This window comes from Aureimonas sp. AU40 (assembly GCF_001463785.1).
Classification (GTDB): Bacteria; Pseudomonadota; Alphaproteobacteria; order Rhizobiales; family Rhizobiaceae; genus Aureimonas.
On the sequence record NZ_BBWL01000031.1, the window covers coordinates 1 to 20,727 of the forward strand.

The window sequence follows — 20,727 nt, forward strand, 5'->3', positions numbered from 1 at the left end:
GGTCTGGGACCGCAGCGTCCCGACCGACCCCTGCATCTACCGCCTCTACGAGATCGTCGGCGTCTATGGCGACACGCTGAAGGAGCTGATCCAGGAGAAGTGCGGAAACGGCATCATGAGCGCCATCGACTTCTCCATGGAGGTCGAGAAGGTGCCCAACCCCAAGGGGGACCGGATCGAGATCCGCATGAGCGGCAAGTATCTCGGCTACAACGCGTGGTGAGATGAACACGCTGGCCGAGACGGGTTCGACCCGCACCACCTGCCCCTATTGCGGCGTCGGCTGCGGCGTCCTCGCCACCCCCCGGCCGGACGGCACGGTGGGCATCGCGGGCGATCCGGAGCATCCCGCCAATTTCGGCCGCCTCTGCTCCAAAGGTTCGGCGCTGGCCGAGACACTCGTGCCCGACCGCCGGCTTCTCCATCCCGAGATCGCAGGCGAGCGGGCGAGCTGGGACGCGGCGCTCGGCCATGTCGCGGCGCGCTTTGCCGAGACCATCGCGCGCAAGGGGCCGGATTCGGTCGCCTTCTACGTCTCCGGCCAGATCCTGACGGAGGACTATTACGTCGCCAACAAGCTGATGAAGGGCTTCATCGGCTCGGCCAATATCGACACCAATTCCCGCCTCTGCATGGCCTCGTCGGTGGCCGGCCATGCCCGGGCCTTCGGCGCCGACACGGTGCCGAACACCTATGAGGATCTGGAGAAGGCGGACCTTCTGGTTCTCGTCGGCTCCAATCTCGCCTGGTGCCATCCCGTCCTATTCCAGCGCATCATGTCGGCCCGCGCCGCGCGCCCCTCGCTGCGCCTGGTGGTGATCGACCCGCGCCGCACCGTGACGGCGGCGGAAAGTGATTTGCACTTGCCGCTTCGGGCGGATGGCGATACGGCGCTGTTTCTCGGCCTGCTCGCGCATCTGGAAGAGGCTGGGGCGATGGATCGCGCCTTCATCGAGGCGCACACGGAAGGGTTTGCGGCCGCGCTGGACGCCGCCCGCCCCTATCTCGACCTCGCCCGCCTCGCGGCCGAGACCGGCTGCGAGGCCGAAACCCTCCGGCGCTTCTTCACGCTGTTCGCGGAGACGGAGCGCACCGTCACCGTCTACAGCCAGGGCGTCAACCAGTCTGCCGGCGGCACCGACAAGGTGAACGCCATCCTGAACTGTCATCTGGCGACGGGCCGGATCGGACGCGAGGGCGCCGGTCCCTTTTCCGTCACCGGCCAGCCCAACGCCATGGGCGGGCGCGAGGTCGGCGGGCTCGCCAACCAGCTCGCCGCCCATATGCAGATCGGCCAGTCGGCGCATGAAGACATCGTGCGCCGCTTCTGGAACGCGCCCGCTTTGCCGGCAAAGCCCGGCCTCAAAGCGGTCGATCTCTTCCGCGCGGTTCACGAGGGCCGCGTCGAAGCGCTCTGGATCATGGGCACCAATCCGGTGGATTCGCTGCCCGAGGCGGACATGGTGCGCGAGGCGCTGGCCCGCTGCCCCTTCGTCGTGGTTTCCGACGTGGTGCGCGACACCGACACGGTGCCCTATGCCCATGTCCTCCTGCCGGCCAGCGCCTGGGGCGAGAAGTCGGGCACCGTGACCAATTCCGAGCGCCGCATCTCGCGCCAGCGCGCCTTCCTCCCCGCGCCCGGCGAAGCGCGGCCGGACTGGTGGCAACTGGCCGAAGTCGGCCGTCGCATGGGCTATAGTGAGGCCTTCCGCTATGACGGCCCGGCCGCGATCTTTCGGGAACACGCCGCGCTCTCCGCCTTCGAGAACGGCGGCACGCGCGACTTCGACCTTGCCGGCCTGCAAGGGCTGGACGAAGCCGCCTACGAAGCGCTGGCGCCCGTGCAATGGCCGGTCGCCACTGATGGCACCTCCCGCCCACGCTTCTTCGCCGACGGGCGCTTCTTCACGGCCAATGGCAAGGCACGCTTCCTCACTGTTGCCCCCGCCGCAGCGCCAGAGACCTGCGAGCGCCGCCCCTTCGTGCTCAACACCGGCCGCATCCGCGACCAGTGGCACACGATGACGCGCACCGGGCGCTCGGCGCGGCTTTCGGCGCATCTGGCCGAGCCCTTCTGCGAGATCCACCCCGAGGACGCCCGGCGCCTCGGCGTGGCGGAAGCCGAACTCGTCCGGGTCGAGACCGACCATGGTGCGGCGATCCTGCGAGCGCTCGTCACAGACCGGGTGCCAAGCGGCACATTGTTCGCCCCCATGCACTGGACCGGGCAGTTCTCCGGCGCCGCGCGCATCAACACGCTGATCCCCGGCCGCACCGACCCCGTTTCCGGCCAGCCCGCCTCCAAGGCGGCCCCTGCCGCGCTGTCGAAATTCGAGGCCGCTTGGTATGGGTTCGCCGTGTCCACGGCCGAGCCGCATGCCGCCGCCAGCGCCTATTGGGCGCTGGCGCGGGCCGTGGGCGGCTGGCGGCTGGAGCTTGCCGGCACCGATGCGGTCACCGACCCCGAAGCGTTCGCGCAGCGGGTTCTTGCCCTTCCCCCCGAGGCCGAGCTTCTTCATTATGCCGACCGGGCGGGGCATCATCGCTTCGCTTGCTTTCAGGGCACCCGCTTTCTCGGCGCGCTCTGGCTTTCGCCCGAGCCCGTCGCCGTGTCGCGCGCCTATGCCGTGTCCTGTCTCGACGGCGCGCCGATGGAATCGGCGACCCGCTTCCGGCTTCTCGCCGGACGACCGGGCTCCGACCGGCCCGACCCCGGCGCCTTGGTCTGCTCTTGTTTCGGCGTCGGCGTGAACGACATCAAAAGAGCCATCCGCGAAAAGGGCTGCACCAGCGTCGCCGCCATCGGCCGGGACTTGAAGGCCGGGACGAATTGTGGCTCCTGCCGAACGGAACTTCAGGGATTGATCGATGCCGAGCGCGTTCTCGAACTCCGCTGACGAAGCCAGCTCCCAGGCCGCCCGCACGCGCCCGCAGCGCATGGGCGAGCTTGCGACGCTGCCGGTCTTCTTCGACCTGAAGGAGAAGCGCGTCGCCATGGCCGGCGGCTCGGAGGGCGCGGCCTGGAAGGCCGAGCTTCTGGCCGCGGCCGGCGCCCATGTCGATCTCTACTGCGAGGCGGGCGACCTCTCCGACGAGATGCGCACCGTGCTCGCCCTCCGCTTCGCGGACGGCGCGATCCGGCATCACGACCGGCCCTGGGCGCTGGACGTGTTCGAGGGCGCGGCGCTCGCCGTGGCCGATTGCGAGACGGAAGCTCAGGCGCAGAGCTTCTATTGCGCGGCGAGGCAAGCCGGCGTTCCCGTCAACGTCATCGACAAGCCGGCTTTCTGCCAGTTCCGCTTCGGCACGATCGTCAACCGCTCGCCGGTCGTGGTCGGCATCTCGACCGACGGCGCGGCGCCGATCCTCGGCCAAGCCATCCGCCGCCGCATCGAGACGCTGCTGCCGGCAACGCTCACCGGCTGGGCTAGGCTCGCCGCCAAGGTGCGCGCCGAGGTGATGGACCGACTCCAGCCTGGCCCGGCGCGCCGCGCCTTCTGGGAGCGCTTTTCCGACGAGGCCTTCACCCGCCGCGCGCCGGACGAAGTGGCCGAGGCCGACGCCCGCCGCTTCGTGCGCGACCTCGCCAACCGCCCGCAGGCGGGCGGGCGCGTCACTCTGGCCGGCGCCGGCCCCGGCGAGGCGGAACTCTTGACGCTGAAGGCCGTGCGCGCCCTGCAGGCGGCCGACGTCATCCTGTTCGACGATCTCGTGTCCGACGACATTCTGGAGCTGGCCCGCCGCGAGGCCAAGCGCATGCTGGTCGGTAAGCGGGCGAGCCGTGATTCCTGCCGCCAGGAAGACATCAACCGGATGATGGTGCAGTTCGCCAAGGCCGGAAAGCATGTCGTGCGCCTGAAGTCGGGCGACGTTTCGGTCTTCGGCCGCTCGGGCGAGGAGATCGCGGAGCTCAAGCGCGAGGGCATTCCCGTCGCCATCGTGCCCGGCATCACGGCGGCCTCGGCGCTCGCCGCCGGCTTCGGCGTGTCGCTGACGCACCGGGATCGCGCCCAGCAGGTGCGCTTCGTCACCGGCCATTCGCAGAAAGGCGGCCTGCCGGACGATCTCGACTGGCAAGCGCTGGCCGACGACCATGCCACAACGATCTTCTACATGGGCGGGCGCATGGCGCCGCGCATCGCCGAGCAGCTGATCGCCCATGGGCTTCCGGCCGAAACGCCCGTCGCCGTCGCCGCCTCGATCTCGCGGCCGGAGGAAACGCGCCTCGTCGGCACGCTGGCGACGCTGGCCGACATCGTCGGGCGCATCGGCGTCGAACGGCCGATCCTGATCGGCGTCGGCCGCGTCTTCGCAGACTGCGAGCCGGAAAGCCTGACTGGCTTCGAGCCGGAGCGCGACCGGGGGGCTGGCGAAACCTCCCGCCTTCAGGCAAAGGCGTCCTGACGCGGGGAGCGGAGTGCCTTCCCGAACCGGGGAGACAGGATGCCATGACCGAACGCTCGACGCTCGCAGCCCTGACCGACGCGCTTCTCAGCGAAGAGGGCGAGCGCCGGCGCATCGTCGCCATCGCCGGCTCGCCCGGCTCGGGCAAGTCCACGACGGCCGAGTCGCTCAAGGAGCGGCTGAACGCCCGACGCGCCGGCGTCGCCGACATCCTGCCGATGGACGGCTACCATTTCGACGATCTGGTTCTGAACGCGCGCGGCGACCGGCCGCGCAAGGGCGCGCCGCACACGTTCGACCTCGACGGGTTCCGCGCCATGCTGGAGCGCCTGAAGCGCGACGAGGGCCGCGAAGTCGCCGTGCCGGTCTTCGACCGCTCGATCGAGATCGCCCGCGCCGGCGCGCGCATCATCGCGCCCGACGTGCGCATCATCCTGGCGGAGGGCAACTATCTCCTTCTGGACGAGCCGGGCTGGCGCGATCTTGGCGCCCTCTTCGACCTGACGGTGATGATCGAGGCGCGCGAAGAGGTGCTGATCGAGCGCCTGACCGAGCGCTGGCTCGGCTTCGACTACGGGCCGGAAGCCCTGATCGAGAAGCTGGAAGGCAACGACCTGCCCAACATGCGCCGCGTCCTGTCGAACAGCCTGCCGGCGGACATCGCCATCCGCAGCGACGGCGGCGCCTGAGTTCCTATCAGGCGCCGCCCCCCAGCCAGAGCGCCAGCACGATCCAGAACGGCAGCGTGACGACCGAGAGGGCGGAGGAGGCGACGAGAACGCCGCCGGCCTCCGCCCCGCCCTCGCGATAGACCGAGGTGAGGATCGTTCCGACGAAGCCGGAGGGGATCGCCATGGCGACGATGGCGCGCGTTTCCAGCGTGCCGGGCAGATGGATGAGCGTGCAGGCGAGAAGCGCGACGGCGGGTTGCACGATATTGGTGGCGAGGACGCCCCACATCACCGCGCGGGTCGGGCGAAGCTGCTGCGTCGACAGGATGACGCCGGTCAGGAACAGGCCGGCGCCGGCGGTGGACTGCGCGAGCGGGCGCAGCGCCGAGACGAAAAGATCGGGAAAGGGCAGATCCAGAAAGGCCACGACGAAGCCGAGCGTCGGGATGATCGTCATGGGCTTCAGGAGCGCGGCCGAGACGGCGCGTAGCGGATGGCCGCCGCGCTGCATCTCCAGCCGGACGAAACAGGCCAGGATCACGGTGAGCGTGCCAACGAGATTGGCGACCGCCAGCGACACGGCGGCGTCCGGCCCCTCCAGCGATTGGAACAGGGCGAGCCCGATGCCGCCGAGATTGGGCATGCCGACGGTCAGCGAATAAAGCGCGGCAGTGACGGGCGTGAAGCCGGCGCGCTTGGCGTACCAAAGGCCGATCGCGAAGCCCGACAGGAGCGAAGCGCCGTAGACGACCGTCGGCACCAGCTCGGGCGCGAGCAGCTGGCGCGGCGCGGTGACGATGGCCAGAGCCAGCGAAACGGGCAGCGCGAACTTGGCGATATAGGCGCCGAGCATCTCGGTCGCATGCGGGTTCACCCAATGCCTTCGCCCAGCCACGAAGCCGAGCCCCAGCATGAAGAAGACCGGCGTCAGCACGAAAACGAGCGTCTGGATCATGGGGCGGCGGTTCGCTTGGAATGAGGATTCGAGACTGAGAGCACCTGACAGAACGTCGTGGGGTTGGCTGGTCGGGTCTTTCCGCCGTGGACTTCGTCGCGAATGCTTGGCCCTGCCGCCAGCATCGACTGCGCTTCGCTCCTCGTCACCGACGGAAACCCCTCGACCAACCTCCGCCCAGAGGTTTTGTTAGGCGCTCCAAAAGGCTGTTTGACAACTCGGCGGTAGAAGGCCGCCGAGTGATTTTGCAACGTTCGCGAGGCGCCCAACTTGAATGACGCGAGGCGGGCATCGGCGAGGATTGGCAACCAAGCGGCGGCGGACCGACCCGACCGAATTGTCAAACAGCCTCTACGACCTTCGGGCTCGGCCGGCCGGTTCCCGTCTCCGCTGACGTCGCCACGAACAGGCGACGCTCCGCCGCCGGCATCATGTCAGCCTCGCATTTCGCCAACGGACAAGATTTCTCGCCCCGCCTCCCCGCCCGCCTTTGTCGTTCCGCGGTTTGAAGCGGAAACGGCAAAGGCCGGCGGGATGCCGCCGGCCTTTGGCAGGTTTGGGGAGCGATGGGAAGCCGCAAGCCCGCACCAGGGAACGGGCCGGCGCGATGGCGCGCCCGCTTCATCCGCGCGGCGCCTCGGTCGCCCGAGCCCTCCGGGCGCGCCTCCCCTCGCCCGGAGGGCTTTACCGCATGACCGGCATGGAGAATTCCGCGCCCGACTTGATGCCCGACGGCCAGCGGCTGGTGACGGTCTTGGTGCGGGTCCAGAACTTGATGGAATCGGGCCCGTGCTGGTTGAGATCGCCGAAGGAGGAGCGCTTCCAGCCGCCGAAGGAGTGGTAGGCGAGCGGGGTCGGGATCGGCACGTTGATGCCGATCATGCCGATCGGCACGCGCGAGGCGAAGTCGCGGGCGGCATCGCCGTCGCGGGTGAAAATGGCGACGCCATTGCCGTATTCGTGCTGGGTCGGCAGCGCGAGCGCTTCCTCATAATCCTTGGCGCGCACCACGGTGAGAACCGGGCCGAAGATTTCCTGCGTGTAGATGTCCATATCCGGGCGGACATGGTCGAACAGGCAGGCGCCGACGAAGAACCCGTCCTCGTAGCCCTGCATCTTAAAGCCGCGCCCGTCCACCGCGAGCGTGGCGCCTTCCGCGACGCCCTTCTCGACCAGGGAGAGGATCTTCTCCTTGGCGGCCTTGGTGACGACCGGACCGAAATCGGCGGTGCTGTCGGTGGCAGGGCCAATCTTCAGCGCCTCGACCTTGGGCACCAGCTTCTCGATCAGCGCGTTGGCGGTCGCCTCGCCCACCGGCACGGCGACGGAGATGGCCATGCAGCGCTCCCCGGCCGAGCCGTAGCCCGCGCCGATCAGCGCGTCCGCCGCCTGATCGAGATCGGCGTCGGGCATGATGATCATGTGGTTCTTGGCGCCGCCGAAGCACTGGGCGCGTTTGCCGCGCTTGGTGGCCTCGGCATAGACGTAGGACGCGATCGGCGTCGAGCCGACGAAGGACACGGCAGAGATTTCGGGATGGGCGAGAATGCCGTCCACCGCCGCCTTGTCGCCGTTGACGACCTGCAGCACGCCCTTGGGCAGGCCGGCCTCGATCATGAGTTCGGCAAGGCGCATCGGCACGGAGGGATCGCGCTCGGAGGGCTTGAGGATGAAGGCGTTGCCGCAGGCGATCGCGGGGGCGAACATCCACATCGGGATCATGGCCGGGAAGTTGAAGGGCGTGATGCCCGCGCCGATGCCGACCGGCTGGCGGATCGAATACATGTCGATCCCCGGGCCGGCGCCCTCCGTGAACTCGCCCTTGATAAGGTGCGGAATTCCGATCACGAACTCGCAGACTTCCAGCCCGCGCACGATGTCGCCCTTGGAATCCTCGACCGTCTTGCCGTGCTCGGCCGACAGAAGCTCGGCCAGTTCCTGCATATGGGTGTTGAGGAGTTCGACGAACTTGATGAAGACGCGGGCGCGGCGCTGCGGGTTGACGGCCGACCACTTGAGCTGGGCGGCCCGCGCGGCGTCCACCGCGCTTTGAAGCTCGGCCTCGCTGGCCAGCGCGACGCGGGCGCTCACCTGCCCCGTGGCGGGGTTGAACACATCCGCCGTACGGCCCGACGTGCCCGCGACATGTGCGCCGTCGATGAAGTGCCCGATCTCTTTCATGGCCGTTCTCCCATTTTCGTTGGGCGCCAGAGAGCCGCAGCGCGGACTTGAAATCAAGCAAAACTCCTGCGCATCCGTTGTGCGTGGATTGAAGCGCCGGAGACGAGCGGTGAATTGGGATGATGTGCGCGTGTTCCTGGCCGTGGCGCGGGCCGGGCAGATTCTGGCCGCCTCGCGCCGGCTGGGGCTGAACCATGCCACCGTCGGCCGGCGGCTCGACGCGCTGGAGGCGGCACTCGGCGCCAAGCTCTTCGACCGGCGGCCGAACGGCTGCGAGACGACGCGCGAGGGCGCCGACTTCCTCGCCGCCGCCGAGCGGATGGAGGCGGAGATGCTGACGGCGCGCGCAAGCCTCGGCCGCAGCGAGGCGCAGCTTTCGGGCACCGTGCGGATCGGCGCGCCGGACGGGTTCGGCACCGCCTTCCTGGCGCCGCGCCTTTGGGCCCTGACCGAGCGCCATCCCGGCTTGACGATCCAGCTCGTGCCGGTGCCGCGCGCCTTTTCCATCTCGCGGCGCGAGGCCGACATCGCGATCACGGTGGAGCGGCCGGCGCAAGGGCGGCTCGTGGCACGCCGGCTCGTCACCTACGCGCTCGGCCTCTATGCCGCGAGCCGCTATCTCGACCGGTTCGGCCGGCCCGAAACGGCAGCGGACCTCCGGCAGCATAGGCTGGTCGGCCATGTCGAGGATCTCGTCTACAGCCCCTCGCTGCACTATGCTGGCGAAATCCTGGCCGACTGGCAAAGCCGCTTCGAGATTTCCTCCGCGCTGGGGCAGACCGAGGCCGTGGCGGCGGGCGCGGGGATCGGCATTCTCCATGCCTTCATGGCGGCGGGGCGGCCGGGGCTGGAGCGGGTTCTGCCCGAGCGCGAGATCCGGCGCGAATATTGGCTGACCACGCACGAGACGGCGCGGGACCTCGCCCGCATCCGCACGGTGGCCGACTTCATCGCCGAACTGGTGCAGGCCGAGCGGGCGCTGTTCGGCTGAGATGGATCAGTCATCAGGGGAGACGAGGCCGCGTCGGCAGGCCGCATGCGGCTGGGCAAAATCTTGGGTCGCGTGAACGAAGACCGCAGGAGACCGGCCCGGCATCGATCTCGGACAGGCTCCAAGACCCTCTCAAGACAAAGGCCGGGCGGGCATTCCTGCCCGTCCGGCCTCTTAGCTCGTTCGATCGAACCCGTCTCTTAGAACAGGAGATCGTCGATATCGTCGCTCGCCGGCGCGGCGGCCGCGGCCTGGACGGCGGGGGGCAGGCCGACGCCGCGGAACGAGGCTTCGAAGATCGCCCGCTCCTCGGCCATCGTATACTGGCCGGCCAGAAGGCTGTGCAGGCGCAGCGCGTCTTCCGGCGTGATCGCTTCGTCCGGCAGTCCGTCGCGGATCACCCGCAGCTGGTCGATCGTCTGGCGCATCAGGGCGCAGCCTTCGACATGCGGCGTCATCAGGCTGGCGATGGTGCGGATGCGCTCGTCGAGGCCGCGCGCGTTGGTGGCCGCGTCGCGCAGCTTGTCGAGGCAGGCCGCCTCGATGCGCGACAGGATGTCGGTCGCGGTGTTGAAGCGCTCGGCGATCCAGGTCTCGGACGTGGCGATCTGCGGCAGGATCGTGCCTTCCAGCTCGCGCGTCGCCGACACGGCCATCTCGATGCCTTCGCGCACGAGGTCGGCCTGCGACTTGGCGACGGTGGCCTGCTCGCGGATCTCGCGGGCGATGTAGCCGATCGTCTCGTCACCCGAGTCGACATGGGCGGCGCGCACGGCGGCGTTGAAGCCGGCAAGGCGCAGCGTGTGCTCGAGCGAGGCCAACTCGTCCGTCATGGCGATCAGCGGGCCGGCGGCCTCGACGCACTCGTGCAGCGAGGCGGCGATCTGGCGGCGGTCGTCCTCGCCGCGCTCGAAGCGATGACGCACCTTGGTGGCCTCCGCTTCCAGAACCGCGATGGCGCTCTTGCCGCCATTGCCGGCGTCGTCGGAGAAGAGCGAGGACAGAAGACGGCTGCTTTCCACGATCTCGACGGCCAGGACGTCGAGATTGGCGTGAACCTCGCCCATCTTGGTCTCGTAGAGCTCGGTCAGGCTGGTCAGCTGGGCGATCTCGAGTTCCACGATCCGGCGGATCGTCAGGAGCCGCGACTTGCCCTCGAAGGGCGCGCCGTCATGCGTGAGACGGCCGGTCTCGGCCAGTAGGAACAGGCGCTCCAGATTGGTCAGCGTGTGTTCCAGGCGCTGGCGGGCGATGTCGTGGAACTGAAGGCCCATGACGACGCCGCCGACGGCGTCGCGGATCACGGAGAAGGAGCGGTGGGCCGCCTCGCGCGTGGTCGACGCCGCGTCGCGCTCCTGCGCCAAGCGCCGGTTGAGCGAGCGGAACTGGAAGGCAAGGCTTGCCTCCCCCACCAGCGCCCGCCCGCCGACGCGCGCGTCGATGGCGCGGCTTTCGGCAATGTGGCCCTGAACGGTGCGCACGCGCGCGTCGAGCGCCCGGGCGACGGTCTGGCCGGAGCCGACGAGTTCGTGGACATGCTCGGTGAAGGGCACGAGCACGTCGCGCGCCTGCGTCATGCCCTCGACATGGGTGCGCGCGACGAGCACGACATAGTCGAGAAGGCGAAACACGAGCGCGACGGCCGAGGCGCCCTCGGACGCGGTCACGACGCCTTCCGACAGGACGCGCAGGATGCGCGAGCGCTCGCCGGCCAGCGTTTCGAGCTGCGTGGCGGTGGACGCCGCCTCGGACAGAAGCGTCTCCACCTGATCGCCCTCGGTCGAGGCGACGGCCTCCGTCGACTGGCGGATGGAGTCGCGCACCGTGCCGATGCGCCGGTGCAGCGTCTGGAGATCGTTGCCGGCGCCGAGATACACGGCCTCGGACGAGACGTTCCACTGGTGGACGAGGGTCAGGACCTCGCGCAGCGGCGCTGTGTGCGCGTCGCTGAGAGCGGAGTCGATGATCTCGATGGTCGAGGCGGGAGCGGTTGAACTGGCCATCGGGATTACCGTGCGGTGGCGGCGCGGGCCGCGGAACGAAGGGGCTGGTCGTGGCCGAAGCGGACGATTTCGGCCGGAATGCGCTCGAGGGGCAGTTCCTGCTCCACCGCGCCCGCCTTCATGGCTTCCTTGGGCATGCCGTAGACGATGCAGGTGGCCTCGTCCTGGCCGATCGTGTGGGCGCCGGTCTGGCGCAGTTCCAGAAGGCCCTTGGCGCCGTCGTCGCCCATGCCGGTCATGATGATGCCGAGCGCGTTGGCGCCGGCCGAGCGCGCCGCCGAGCGGAACAGGACGTCCACGGACGGGCGGTGACGTGTCACCAGCGGGCCGTCGCGCACCTCGACATGGTACTGCGCGCCCGAGCGCTGGAGGAGGAGATGCTGGTTGCCGGGCGCGATCAGCGCCAGGCCCGGCATCAGCCGATCACCCGTCACCGCCTCGCGCACCTCGATCTGGCACAGGCCGTCGAGACGCTTGGCGAAGGCCGAGGTGAAGCCGGCGGGCATGTGCTGGACGATGGCGATGCCCGGCGCGTCGGCGGGCAGCGTTTCCAGAAGGCGACGCAGCGCCTCGGTTCCGCCCGTGGAGGCGCCGATCACCACGACCTTGTCGGTGGTGCGGTCGATCGGGCGGCCGGTGGAGGGCGGCAGCACGGCGTCGGCCGTCAGCTTGGCCTGCGGCGCGATCGGCGCGGCCGGAGCTCTGCGGGCGCGCACGGTGGCGTGCGAGGCGGCGCGCACGGCGTCGGCGATGCGGGTGCGCGATTCCAGCAGGAACTGCGGCGTGCCCATCTTGGGCTTGGCGATGATTTCCACCGCGCCCGCTTCCAGCGCCTGCAGCGCCATCTTGGAGCCGGTCTCGGCCAGCGAGGAGCAGATCACGACCGGGATCGGACGCTGGCTCATCAGCTTCTGGACGAAGGTGATGCCGTCCATGCGCGGCATTTCGATGTCGCAGATGATGACGTCGGGCACTTCGTCCCGCATCCGCTCGGCGGCGAAATACGGGTTGGAGGCCGTTCCCATGACCACCATGTCGGCTTCCGCCGACACGATCTCCGACAGGACCTGGCGGACGCTGGCGCTGTCGTCGACGATGAGGACGCGAATAGGCTTCATGGCGATCAGTCCTCCAGACGCTGATAGATGTTGCCGCGAACGAGCCGCAGCGGCAGCGAGCCGGAGCGCGTCGTGTCGGAATGGCCTAGAAACAGGAGACCGCCGGGGCGAAGATGGCGGCACAGCTTGGCCACCACCGCTTCCTGGGTCTTGGGCTCGAAGTAGATGAGCACGTTGCGAAGGAAGATGATGTCCATCTTCGACTTCACATGATACTCGCTGTGCATCAGGTTCAACTGGCCGAACTGGACGCGCTGGCGCAGTTCGGGCGCCATGCGCACCGCCTCGCTCTTGGGGTCCTTTGCGCGCAGCACGTAGCGGTCGCGCATCGGCTGGGGCACGTTGGCCACGTCCTCGGCGCGGTAGATCGCCTCGCGCGCGGCCGTCAGCACCTTCACCGAGATGTCGGTCGCCAGGATGTTCCAGTCCCAGCGCGCGGCGCCCTCGGACGCGGCGTCGAGCACCATGGCGAGCGTGTAGACCTCCTGCCCGGACGAGCAGGCCGCGCTCCAGGCGCGCAGCTGGCGCGAGCCGGAATTGGCGAGCAGCCGGTCGAGTTCGGCCGCGTCGAGATAGTCGAAATGCGTGCGCTCGCGGAAGAACGAGGTCTCGTTGGTGACGACGGTGTCGACGAAGTTCTGCAACTCCTGCGCCCGCTCCGTGGGGGAGCGAAGAAGCGCGACGTAGTCGTCGAAATTGTCCAGACCATTGGCGTGGAGGCGGCGGCGAAGCCGCGTCTCCAGCATGGTCTTCTTAACGGACGAAAGCGTGATGCCGCAATGTTCGTGGACGAGGCGGACAAGGCTTTCGAAGGCCTTGTCGCCGAGTTCCACGCGGGTCCATTGAGGGATCGCCTCGGGCGCCGGATCGATGAAAGTCTGGGAACGAGCGGCGCCTGGCATGATCTCAGGCCGCCTTTGCTGCGAGAAGCGCGCGATCGGTGGCGCCGAACAGCTTCTCCACCTTGAGGAGCGTCAGGAAGGATTCGCCGCGCCGGCCGAGGCCCTGCACGAAGTCGTTGCTCCAGGCCTCGCCGACATGGGGCGGGGCTTCCAGCGTCTGGTCGGACAGATCGGCCACCTCGTGCACGGCGTCCGCGATCACGGCCAGCGTGTGGAGATGTTCGTCCAGCTCGAACTCGAGGACGACGATGCGCGTCTCGGGCCCGATCTCGCGATGCTCGCTGACCGGCATAGCGAGGCGACGCTTGAGATCCACCACCGGGACGCCGACGCCGCGCACGTCGATCATGCCGAGCAGGCTTTCGGGCGCGTTGGCCATGCGCTGGATCGGCTTGTGATCGAGAACCTCGCGCACCTGGCGCACGTTCACCGCGAAGGCGGCCGAGCCCAGCTGGAAGGTCAGCATCTCGTTGTTGCTGTCGTCGTCCTCGTCGTCGGCGCGGGAGGATTGGAAGGGCGTGTTCATGCTCTCATCCTGTGAAATCGGCTCGGCGGCAGCGCATAGGAATGAAGGGTGAGGGTGACGGCGGGGCCGGCTCAGGCGTCTTCCAGGAGCCGCTCGACATCGAGCAGCACCACGAAGCGTCCGTCCTGGCGCACCACGCCGTCGAGATAGCGGCTCGGCCAGCGCGTGCCGTATTCCGGCATGGCCTCGACCTCGGCGGCGCGAACGTGGATGACCTCGAACACGGCATCGGTCTTGATGCCGACATGGAAGGTCTCGCCGGCGGCGGCAACCTCGGACACGATGAGCCGGGTGGACTCGGTGTCCGTGGTCGGCTCCATGCCGAAGCGGTTGCGAAGGTCGATGAGCGGCAGGACATTGCCGCGCACGTTGACGAGACCGGGGGCGAAGGCCGGCGCGTTGGGAACGCGGGTCATCGCGGGCGGGTCGAGAACCTCGTGAACCAGGGCGACCTTGATCCCGAAGAGGTCGTCCCCGAGGGCGACGGTCAGATAGTCCTGCAGCGAGGGATCGTTGGTCTCGGTGATCTGCGACATGGGGCGCTCCGTCAGGCTGCGATGCGTTCGGCGCGGGGCTGGCCCACGAACCGCGCGAGGGGGTTCACGTCGAGAATGAGCGCCACGGCGCCGTCGCCCAGGATCGTCGCGCCGACAAGGCCGGGCGTCTTGGCATGGAGCGGCGACAGCGGCTTGATGACCGTCTGGTGCTGGCCCACGACCTGGTCGACAACGACGCCGAGCTTGCCGGCCTCGCTTTCGGTGACCACCACGATCGCGCCGCGATCATTGGTGCCGAAGACCTCGTTCATCCACAGGAGCGGCACGAGCGTGCCGCGAATGTCGACGAAGTTGCGACCGCCCGAAGCCCGCGATTCCACTGCGGCCAGCTCGACGCATTCCTCGACGCTGGTGAGCGGCAGGATGCACTGCGCATCGCCGATCGCCACCTGAAGACCGTCGATGATGGCGAGCGTCAGCGGCAGGCGCAGCATGAAGCGCGTGCCCTCGCCGGGGCGCGTTTCGATCTCGATCGTGCCGTGCAGCTCGTTGATCGTGCGCTTCACCACGTCCATGCCGACGCCGCGGCCCGACAGGTTGGACACCGAGGCCGCCGTGGAGAGGCCGGGATGGAAGATCAACTCGTCGATCTCGCGATCGGGCGGCGTCACGCCTTCCGGCACGATGCCGGCGGCTTGAGCCTTTTCCAGGATGCGGGCGCGATTGAGGCCGGCGCCGTCGTCCTCGATCGTGATCACCACTTCCGTGCCGGCCTGGCGGGCCGACAGGCGCAGGAGGCCGCGCTTCGACTTGCCGGCGGCCTCGCGGCGCTCGGCCGATTCGATGCCGTGGTCGCACGAGTTGCGGATGATGTGGACCATGGGATCGCCGAGGCGATCGAGCACGGTCTTGTCGAGCTCGGTCTCCTCGCCGGAGAACTGGAGGTCGATGTCCTTGCCGAGATCGGAGGAGATGTCGCGCACGACGCGGCGATAGCGGCCGAACAGCGTCTCGATCGGCACCATGCGCATGCCCATGGCGGAGTCGCGCAGATCCGACGACAGACGCTCGATCTCCTCGGCCACCGTGGTGAGCACCGGGTCGTGCCGGTTGCGGGCGAGCGCGGACAGGCGGGCCTGAGCGATCACCAGCTCGCCGACCTGGTCGAGCAGCATGTCGAGGCGCGAGGCGGACACGCGCACATTGGCTTCCTGCGCCGCGGCCTTGCCCTCGCTCGGGCCATCGGCCTTGGCGGGCTTGGGCGCGGGAGCGGGCGTGGGCGCGGCGGCCTTGACCGCAGGCGCGGCGGGCACGGCGGAAACGGGCGCGGCGACAACCGGGGCCGGGGCAGCCAGCGCGGCAGCGGCGGGGGCCCGAGCTTCCTCGTCGGCGAGCTCGTCGATGCGGACCGCGTCGGGACCGTCCACGAAGATGAACACGTCCTCGATCGCCGAGCGGCCCTTGGAGGTGGAAAGCTCCATGTCCCAGCCGAGATAGAGCTCGGTCGGAACCAGCTCTTCCAGACCCGGCAGAGCGGAAAGATCGGCGGCGACGCTCAAGGGGCCGAGCTCGCGCAGCTCGTCCAGCAGCGCCAGAGGATTGGTGCCGAAGGAAAGAGCGTTGCGCTCGAGGCGCAGACGGATACGGAAGCGCTGCAGCCCTTCGCCGGCGGAAGCGGCGACCGGCGCGGCCGCTGCGGCAGCGGCCGCCGGGGCGGAAATGCCGGCCCCGTCGACCTCGGCCAGAAGCGCGTCGGCCAGCCGGCGGCTTTCGGCGGAATGGTCGCCGTCGCTTTCGAACAGGAGCTTGCGGATCTGGTCGGCCGCCTGGAGAAGAAGGCTGACGAGCGCGGGCGTGACCGCGGCCTTGTCCTGGCGCACCTTCTCGAAGGCGTTTTCCAGTTCGTGAGCGAAGGCCGCCATGGCCGGAGGACCGAACATGCCGCCCGAACCCTTCAGCGTGTGAAGAGCGCGGAAGGTGGTGTTGATCAACTCGCGGTCGGTCGGCCTCTTTTCCAAGTCGAGCAGCGCTGCTTCGAGTTGTTCCAGAAGATCACGCGCTTCGTTGAGGAAGACTTCGAGCATATCGCCGCCCATGGAAATCAGGCTCCGATCAGCTTGTTGACGACGGCGACCAGCTTGGTCTGGTCGAAAGGCTTGACGATCCAGCCCGTGGCGCCGGCGGCCTTGCCTTCCTGCTTCTTGCCCTCGTCCGACTCGGTCGTCAGCATGACGATCGGGATGCCCGCGTGCTGGGGCATTTCGCGGACCTTCTTGATCATGCCGATCCCGTCGAGATTGGGCATGTTCAGATCGGTGATGATGAGCTGGTACTTGTTCTGGTCCAGCTTGGTCAGGGCATCGGCGCCGTCCACGGCCGTGTCGGGCGCGTAGCCGGCGCTTTCGAGCGTGAACGACACCATCTGACGAATGCTGGCGGAGTCATCGACGCAAAGTACGGACTTTGTCACGGACTGCACCTTTCTGGGTACGGGATTGAACGTTCGGGAGGAGGAAGGAAGAAAGGCCGCGATCAGCGACCGGGCACGGGAACGCCGGCACGTTGGAACAGGGTCTCGACGGCGCCGGACAGGGCGAGCGTCAGCTCGCGTCCCTTGGCCGAGAGCGAGGCGCCAAAACTCGCCAGAAGCTGGACGAGGCCGACATCGGCGCGATCCACGGCTTCGAGGTCGAGATGAACCGGCCCTTCGGGATTTTGTCCCGAAAACTCGAGCAGTTCCGTGCGCAACTCGGCGAGACGGGACAGCTCGTAGGAGCCGGACAGGGCGATTGTGTTGGTTGAAGAAGACATCGCGACTTGGCCTCGCTTTCGGACCTCGTCAAAATGTCTGAAACAGATTGCGTAGCCGTTAAATCCGAGAGCCGCCCGATACTTCGTCCGCTCAGAGTCAACGGAAGCTTTTCTTCGCCTCCGGCCTCACTTAATGAATCCTTCCCGAAGGAAAGCTCGCATGCAAAGATCGCGCGAGGCGTGCCAAGCAGTATGCCGGCCGACGCGCCTATTTGGAAAGCAGCAAACTTAACGAATGCTTCCCTGAATCCAGCGAGTGCCACTCAACACAATTTTATAGGTTGGTTGTTACAACGAGACTCGAAGACGATCGAATCCAAATCGGATGCGGTCGGCGAACAGGCCGGCCCTGGACGCTCGGCTCCCTCGCCGCTCAAGGCGACGTGCCGCCGATCCCGTTCCGCGCCGGACGCTCGTTCAACCCGTTTCGCCAATCGCGGTCGCCGCACGCGCCTGCTCCGGAGACGCCATGCTCGCGTTCAAGAACATCCCCACATCGCGCAAGCTCCTTCTCGCCTTCGCTGTGACGGCGGCAGGCTTCGGCATGGGCGGCGCCGCGATCCACCAGAGCGTCGCCGCGTCCAACGCGGCCACCGCCTCCTATCAGGATCTTCTGGAACGGGCCCGGGCGACGGATGCCTTGGAGCGGGCCGTCGCGGCGCGCGGCAACGCGGCGCTCGCCCTGATCCATCAGCCCAATGATTCCGCCGAGGCCCGCTTCAAGAGCGCCGGCCAGGACATGGCCTCCGCCGCCGCCTCGCTTCAGAATCGCTTCGAGAACGGCACGGACGCCGCCCGTCTGGAGCGCTTGAAGAGCCTCGACGCCGACTTCCGCCTCGACGTCGAGCGTCTCGTGGCCAGCGCGCCGCAGGCGCCCCTCTCCGCCAAGACCCGCGCGGACGCGACCATTTCCGCAGCCGACAGCGCCGATGCCGGCCCGATGCTGGCGCTGGTGCGCTCGCTTCGCGAAAGCGACGATTTGGCGCTCGCCGGCGCCGCCGCGCGCCAGGCCGAGCTTCGCTCCGCCTACGGTACCACGCTGCCGCTGGCCCTCGGTTTCCCGATGGTTCTGGCCGGCCTGTCCTGCGCGCTCCTCGTTCGCGGCGTCGCCTCGCCGCTCCGCCGCACCAGCCAGGAACTGGCGAGTCTGGCCGAAGGCAAGTCGGACGGCGAGATCGCGGCGGCCGGGCGCGGCGACGAGATCGGCGCCGTGGCGCGGACCGGCGCGGCCCTGCGCCAGGCCCGCCAGAAGCTCGCCACCCTCGAAGCCGAGCTGGACAGCGTGCGCGGCGACAGCGAATCCAAGCAGCGCGAGGCCGAGAGCGAGCGCCTGCGCGCCGTGGGCGAGCAGGCCGGCGTCGTGGACGCGCTGCAGGAAGCGCTGACGCGCCTCTCCGCAGGCGACCTCACCTGCCGCATCGAGGCCGAGTTCCCGCCGCGCTACACCAAGCTGCGCAACGAGTTCAACGCCGCCGCCACGCATCTGCACGACATGGTCGGGCGCGTCGCGCAGTCGGTGTCCTCGATCGCCAACGGCACGAGCGAGATCGGCCATGCCGCCGACGACCTGTCGCGCCGCACCGAGCAGCAGGCCGCCAGCCTCGACAAGACGGCCTCGGCGCTGGACGAGATCACCGCTACGGTGAAGCACTCGGCCGAGAACGCCGCTTCCGTCGCCTCCTCCGTCGCCGTGGCGCGCCAGGACACGGAGCGCTCCAGCGAGGTGATGCGCGAGGCGGTGGACGCGATGAACGCGATCCAGAAGTCCTCGCAGCAGATCGCCCGCATCATCGGCGTGATCGACGAGATCGCCTTCCAGACCAACCTCCTGGCGCTGAACGCCGGTGTCGAGGCGGCTCGTGCGGGCGATGCCGGCCGCGGCTTCGCGGTGGTGGCGCTGGAAGTGCGCGCCCTGGCGCAGCGCTCCTCGGAAGCGGCCAAGGAAATCAAGACGCTGATCGGCGCGTCCTCCACGCATGTGGGCAACGGCGTGGACCTCGTGAACCGCTCGGGCGAGGTGCTGACGCGCATCGCCTCGCAGGTCACGCAGATCGACGCCCTGGTTCAGGAAATCGCCGGCTCCGCCCGCGAGCAGTCGATCGGCATCGCAGACGTCAACGACGCCGTGAACAAGATGGACCGCGTGACGCAGCAGAACGCGGCCATGGTGGAGGAAACCACCGCCGCCACGCTGTCGCTGCGCTCCGAGACCGAACAGCTGGGCCGCCTCGTGTCCTCGTTCCAGGTCGACACCACGAACGGCGTCGTGGCGCAGCTGCGCACCATGTCCGCCGCCATGAAGACGGCGACGAAGCCCCAAGTGGCACCGGCGCCCGCCCCCCGCGCGGTTGAGCAGGCAGCACCCCGGCCCATCGCGGTCGCCGTTGCCGCCGCTCCGGCCGCCGCCGCGAGCGCTGCCGCCGAAGAACTGGGCTGGGAGGAATTCTGATGAACTCGAACAAGCCTGCCACCGACGCGGCCAAGGGGACGGACGACTTGATCGTGGCCCTGCCGCCCGAAATCCTCGCCATGATGGCGGCGAGCGAAGCGGAAATGGCCGCCACTGAGAACGAGAGCGCCGACGAGGCGACCGGCGAAGACGCCGCTCCCGAAAGCGACGCGCTTCCGATCGGGGCGTCGGAAGTCGAAGCCTCCGAGATCGAGGCTTCCGAGATCGACGTCGCGGAGGAAACGGACGTGGCGGAACTCGACGCCTCCGAGATCGAGGCCCTCAGCCTCGACACGGCGGATGTCGAGACGGCCGAACTCGAGGAACCCTCGTTCGAAGCGGCCGAGTTCGAGGCGCCCGACATGCAGATGTCCGACGCCGGGATGGACGATGCCGCCCCGGCGGCCCTGCAGGAGGCATCCCTTGCGGACGCGCCTGCGGACGAAGCGGAAGGCTCGGCGAACGTCGATGCCGAGATGGCCGCTCTTCTGGCCAGCCTCAGCGCGTTTCCCGGCGAGTCTGCGGCCGAGCCCGCCCCTGCGGCGGCGTCCGAGCCCGTCGAGGGCGAGGCCGTGCTGGCGCTCCCGCCGGTGCTCGACATCACCGCCTCGGCCGGGCTGCACACGACGCTTCTCGCCCATCGCGGCACGCCGCTTGCGCTCGACGCCAGCGCGGTGAAGCGGCTCGGCGGCCAGTGCCTCCAGCTTCTGATCTCGGCGAACCGCACTTGGGTCGCGGACGGCGTTCCGCTTCGCCTGAGCGGCGTGTCCGAGGCCTTCGAGCGCGACCTCGGCCTCATGGGCCTCACCTGCGACGAGCTGCTCCAGAGGGAGGCCGCCTGATGTCCAAGACCATCCTCACCGTCGACGATTCGCGCACCATGCGCGAGCTTCTGCGCTCGGCGCTGGAGCCGGCCGGCTTCACGGTCCTGCAGGCCGAGGACGGACTGCATGGGCTGGAAGTGCTGGGCGCCAGCGAGCCCGACGCGATCATCACCGACATCAACATGCCGCGCATGAACGGGCTGGAATTCATCGAGGCGGTGCGCCTCGACGCCGCCAAGCGCGCCATTCCGATCATCGTCCTGACCACGGAAAGCGACACCGCCAAGAAGGACCGCGCGCGCCGCGCCGGCGCCACGGGCTGGATCGTGAAGCCGTTCGATCCCGCCCGGCTGATCGCCGCCATCAACCGCGTCGTCGCCTGAGGAACCCCGCCC

At 68.7% G+C, this 20,727-nt stretch carries 18 protein-coding genes; 8 read left to right on the forward strand and 10 right to left on the reverse strand.

What is annotated here, in order from left to right; genetic code table 11:
- From AUL32_RS10365 to AUL32_RS10380, 4 genes are all read left to right on the forward strand, one after another.
- A partial coding sequence (locus tag AUL32_RS10365) for a cyanase (protein WP_441294106.1) occupies positions 1 to 223 on the forward strand: 223 nt, incomplete at its 5' end.
- 1 nt (position 224) lies between these two features.
- A complete protein-coding gene (locus tag AUL32_RS10370) occupies positions 225 to 2,897 on the forward strand; it encodes a nitrate reductase (protein WP_062114563.1) in 2,673 nt (890 codons plus the stop codon).
- Positions 2,898 to 2,937: 40 nt separating this feature from the next.
- Complete coding sequence (gene cysG, locus AUL32_RS10375) at positions 2,938 to 4,404, forward strand: siroheme synthase CysG (protein ID WP_244497799.1); 1,467 nt, start codon at positions 2,938 to 2,940, stop codon at positions 4,402 to 4,404.
- A gap of 44 nt (positions 4,405 to 4,448) precedes the next feature.
- On the forward strand, positions 4,449 to 5,093 hold the full coding sequence (locus tag AUL32_RS10380; RefSeq protein WP_062114569.1) for a nucleoside triphosphate hydrolase: 645 nt from the start codon (positions 4,449 to 4,451) through the stop codon (positions 5,091 to 5,093).
- Positions 5,094 to 5,100: 7 nt separating this feature from the next.
- On the opposite strand, the gene AUL32_RS10385 is transcribed toward AUL32_RS10380, so the two are convergent.
- Both AUL32_RS10385 and AUL32_RS10390 read right to left on the reverse strand, forming a co-directional pair.
- Entirely contained in the window at positions 5,101 to 6,030 is a 930-nt protein-coding gene (locus AUL32_RS10385) for an AEC family transporter (RefSeq protein ID WP_061972799.1), read from the reverse strand.
- A 684-nt stretch (positions 6,031 to 6,714) separates the two neighbouring features.
- Positions 6,715 to 8,211 carry a CoA-acylating methylmalonate-semialdehyde dehydrogenase gene (locus AUL32_RS10390; protein ID WP_062114571.1) on the reverse strand — a complete coding sequence of 499 codons (1,497 nt, stop codon included), beginning with the start codon at positions 8,209 to 8,211 and terminating at the stop codon, positions 6,715 to 6,717.
- Between the two features lie 109 nt (positions 8,212 to 8,320).
- On the opposite strand from AUL32_RS10390, the gene AUL32_RS10395 reads away from it, so the two are divergent.
- Positions 8,321 to 9,202, forward strand: coding sequence for a LysR family transcriptional regulator (locus AUL32_RS10395; protein ID WP_062114572.1), 882 nt, complete (start codon positions 8,321 to 8,323; stop codon positions 9,200 to 9,202).
- A gap of 200 nt (positions 9,203 to 9,402) precedes the next feature.
- Here the strand turns inward: AUL32_RS10395 and AUL32_RS10400 are convergent, their stop codons facing one another.
- The 8 genes from AUL32_RS10400 to AUL32_RS10435 all read right to left on the reverse strand — a co-directional run bounded on the left by AUL32_RS10400 (position 9,403) and on the right by AUL32_RS10435 (position 17,059).
- Positions 9,403 to 11,205, reverse strand: coding sequence for a hypothetical protein (locus tag AUL32_RS10400; protein WP_062114574.1), 1,803 nt, complete (start codon positions 11,203 to 11,205; stop codon positions 9,403 to 9,405).
- Between the two features lie 5 nt (positions 11,206 to 11,210).
- On the reverse strand, positions 11,211 to 12,323 hold the full coding sequence (locus AUL32_RS10405) for a protein-glutamate methylesterase/protein-glutamine glutaminase (RefSeq protein WP_061972805.1): 1,113 nt from the start codon (positions 12,321 to 12,323) through the stop codon (positions 11,211 to 11,213).
- A gap of 5 nt (positions 12,324 to 12,328) precedes the next feature.
- Complete coding sequence (locus AUL32_RS10410; protein ID WP_192845083.1) at positions 12,329 to 13,156, reverse strand: CheR family methyltransferase; 828 nt, start codon at positions 13,154 to 13,156, stop codon at positions 12,329 to 12,331.
- 73 nt (positions 13,157 to 13,229) lie between these two features.
- Entirely contained in the window at positions 13,230 to 13,751 is a 522-nt protein-coding gene (locus AUL32_RS10415; RefSeq protein WP_061972809.1) for a chemotaxis protein CheW, read from the reverse strand.
- 71 nt (positions 13,752 to 13,822) lie between these two features.
- Positions 13,823 to 14,287: a chemotaxis protein CheW gene (locus AUL32_RS10420; RefSeq protein ID WP_061972810.1), complete on the reverse strand. Its 465-nt coding sequence runs from the start codon at positions 14,285 to 14,287 to the stop codon at positions 13,823 to 13,825.
- A gap of 11 nt (positions 14,288 to 14,298) precedes the next feature.
- Complete coding sequence (locus AUL32_RS10425; protein ID WP_062114576.1) at positions 14,299 to 16,344, reverse strand: chemotaxis protein CheA; 2,046 nt, start codon at positions 16,342 to 16,344, stop codon at positions 14,299 to 14,301.
- A gap of 5 nt (positions 16,345 to 16,349) precedes the next feature.
- The gene (locus AUL32_RS10430) at positions 16,350 to 16,718 is read right to left on the reverse strand and encodes a response regulator (RefSeq protein ID WP_061972814.1); all 369 of its coding nucleotides are present in this window, start codon (positions 16,716 to 16,718) and stop codon (positions 16,350 to 16,352) included.
- A gap of 62 nt (positions 16,719 to 16,780) precedes the next feature.
- Positions 16,781 to 17,059 carry an STAS domain-containing protein gene (locus AUL32_RS10435; protein WP_061972815.1) on the reverse strand — a complete coding sequence of 93 codons (279 nt, stop codon included), beginning with the start codon at positions 17,057 to 17,059 and terminating at the stop codon, positions 16,781 to 16,783.
- 469 nt (positions 17,060 to 17,528) lie between these two features.
- Between AUL32_RS10435 and AUL32_RS10440 the strand changes: the two genes are divergently transcribed.
- Genes AUL32_RS10440 through AUL32_RS10450 form a run of 3 tightly spaced genes read left to right on the forward strand, consistent with a single transcriptional unit; the run spans position 17,529 to position 20,715 of the window.
- Positions 17,529 to 19,508, forward strand: coding sequence for a methyl-accepting chemotaxis protein (locus AUL32_RS10440; RefSeq protein ID WP_062114579.1), 1,980 nt, complete (start codon positions 17,529 to 17,531; stop codon positions 19,506 to 19,508).
- On the forward strand, positions 19,508 to 20,350 hold the full coding sequence (locus AUL32_RS25975; protein WP_244497787.1) for an STAS domain-containing protein: 843 nt from the start codon (positions 19,508 to 19,510) through the stop codon (positions 20,348 to 20,350). The genes AUL32_RS10440 and AUL32_RS25975 overlap by 1 nt, the downstream gene beginning before the upstream one ends.
- Complete coding sequence (locus AUL32_RS10450; RefSeq protein WP_061972819.1) at positions 20,350 to 20,715, forward strand: response regulator; 366 nt, start codon at positions 20,350 to 20,352, stop codon at positions 20,713 to 20,715. The genes AUL32_RS25975 and AUL32_RS10450 overlap by 1 nt, the downstream gene beginning before the upstream one ends.
- Positions 20,716 to 20,727 lie beyond the last annotated feature (12 nt).